We start from the raw sequence: 1607 nt of genomic DNA, 5'->3' as shown, positions 1-1607 counted from the left end.
GTTCCTACTGCCAAGCCTGTAGTGGACTTTCACCACCAAGTTAGCACCCATGCCAGGCGCACATAAAAAAACACTTACTTAGGCATAAAGTAAGTGTTCTAACGTGGATAATACCAATTAATAAATACCGGTAGTCGGGGTCGAACCGACACGTCCCGCAAAGGACATTGGATTTTGAGTCCAACGCGTCTGCCAATTCCGCCATACCGGCATAAAAGTCATTGTCTCGATATTAATTTTTGATAATTAAATTAAAAAATTGCGGGGGTAGGATTCGAACCTACGACCTTCGGGTTATGAGCCCGACGAGATGCCAGCTTCTCCACCCCGCGATAATAATATATAGTAAAGGCGGTAGTCGGATTTGAACCGGCGATCAGAGTTTTGCAGACTCGTGCCTTACCACTTGGCTATACCGCCATTGTATTAAATAAAATAGTACCATTAAAACAATGGTACTAGCGACTGGGGTAGCTGGATTCGAACCAACGCATAACGGAGTCAAAGTCCGTTGCCTTACCGCTTGGCTATACCCCAATGATAATATTATAACCTATATTATAGAAAATATAGGCGACTGATGGGAATCGAACCCACGAGTGTCGGATCCACAAACCGATGCGTTAACCACTTCGCCACAATCGCCATCATCGTATTATTAAAATAAACAGGGGCAGTAGGAATCGAACCCACATTGACGGTTTTGGAGACCGTAGTTCTACCGTTAAACTATGCCCCTATTAAAAGGCAAAATTATTAAATTCCCCATTAATAATACAATGGTGGGGGAGAGATTCGAACTCCCGAACCCGAAGGAGCGGATTTACAGTCCGCCGCGTTTAGCCACTTCGCTACCCCACCATGGATGGCTTGGGACGGAATCGAACCGCCGACACCTTGAGCTTCAATCAAGTGCTCTACCAACTGAGCTACCAAGCCAACATTTAAAAACGGTCCGGACGGGATTTGAACCCGCGATCTCCTGCGTGACAGGCAGGCATGTTAACCCCTACACCACCGGACCTTGGTATTAATGGAGGATGACGGGATCGAACCGCCGACATCCTGCTTGTAAGGCAGACGCTCTCCCAGCTGAGCTAATCCTCCATGTTATTAAAATGTTAATGATCCGTACGGGATTCGAACCCGTGTTACCGCCGTGAAAGGGCGGTGTCTTAACCACTTGACCAACGGACCATTGTAATATTAAGTTTCTTACGGAGAGTAAGGGATTCGAACCCTTGAGACATTTATTAAATGCCTACACGATTTCCAATCGTGCTCCTTCGGCCAACTCGGACAACTCTCCGATTTAACCTTACTCCGCAAGTAGGGCTCGAACCTACGACATCATGATTAACAGTCATGCGCTCTACCAGCTGAGCTATTGCGGAATGATTAAAATTAACAATGCATGGCAACGACCTACTCTCACAGGACCAAAGGTCCAACTACCATCGGCGCTAAGAAGCTTAACTGCTGTGTTCGGCATGGGAACAGGTGTATCCTTCTTGCTACCATCACCACACATTGTTTTTATATAAGTAATCTATACTTAGATCACTCAAAACTGAATATCAACTTGTGTTTTCTTACCTGCTAAACCT

Annotated in this window: 13 tRNA genes and 1 rRNA gene; all 14 read right to left on the bottom strand. The window is 45.7% G+C overall.

Annotation, left to right across the window (positions count from 1 at the left end):
- Positions 1 to 125: 125 nt before the first annotated feature.
- The 14 genes from ACFO5Y_RS09115 to rrf all read right to left on the bottom strand — a co-directional run bounded on the left by ACFO5Y_RS09115 (position 126) and on the right by rrf (position 1528).
- Positions 126 to 211: transfer RNA gene (locus ACFO5Y_RS09115), tRNA-Leu, on the bottom strand.
- A 48-nt stretch (positions 212 to 259) separates the two neighbouring features.
- Positions 260 to 332 (bottom strand) — tRNA-Met (locus ACFO5Y_RS09110).
- Between the two features lie 17 nt (positions 333 to 349).
- Positions 350 to 420 (bottom strand) — tRNA-Cys (locus ACFO5Y_RS09105).
- A 45-nt stretch (positions 421 to 465) separates the two neighbouring features.
- Positions 466 to 537, bottom strand: a tRNA-Gln gene (locus tag ACFO5Y_RS09100).
- Positions 538 to 572: 35 nt separating this feature from the next.
- Positions 573 to 645 (bottom strand) — tRNA-His (locus tag ACFO5Y_RS09095).
- Between the two features lie 23 nt (positions 646 to 668).
- Positions 669 to 739 (bottom strand) — tRNA-Trp (locus ACFO5Y_RS09090).
- Positions 740 to 780: 41 nt separating this feature from the next.
- Positions 781 to 861, bottom strand: a tRNA-Tyr gene (locus ACFO5Y_RS09085).
- Between the two features lie 5 nt (positions 862 to 866).
- A tRNA-Phe gene (locus ACFO5Y_RS09080) sits at positions 867 to 939 on the bottom strand.
- A gap of 12 nt (positions 940 to 951) precedes the next feature.
- Positions 952 to 1024, bottom strand: a tRNA-Asp gene (locus ACFO5Y_RS09075).
- A gap of 10 nt (positions 1025 to 1034) precedes the next feature.
- Positions 1035 to 1107: transfer RNA gene (locus ACFO5Y_RS09070), tRNA-Val, on the bottom strand.
- An 18-nt stretch (positions 1108 to 1125) separates the two neighbouring features.
- Positions 1126 to 1197, bottom strand: a tRNA-Glu gene (locus ACFO5Y_RS09065).
- A gap of 21 nt (positions 1198 to 1218) precedes the next feature.
- Positions 1219 to 1309, bottom strand: a tRNA-Ser gene (locus tag ACFO5Y_RS09060).
- Positions 1310 to 1321: 12 nt separating this feature from the next.
- A tRNA-Asn gene (locus ACFO5Y_RS09055) sits at positions 1322 to 1394 on the bottom strand.
- A gap of 18 nt (positions 1395 to 1412) precedes the next feature.
- Positions 1413 to 1528, bottom strand: a 5S ribosomal RNA gene (rrf, locus tag ACFO5Y_RS09050).
- Between the last annotated feature and the right edge of the window lie 79 nt (positions 1529 to 1607).

It is taken from the genome of Ruoffia tabacinasalis, assembly GCF_042652985.1.
Lineage (GTDB): Bacteria > Bacillota > Bacilli > Lactobacillales > Aerococcaceae > Ruoffia > Ruoffia tabacinasalis.
Note: the sequence above shows the minus strand (reverse complement) of the source record. Positions and strands in the feature narration are given on the sequence as shown.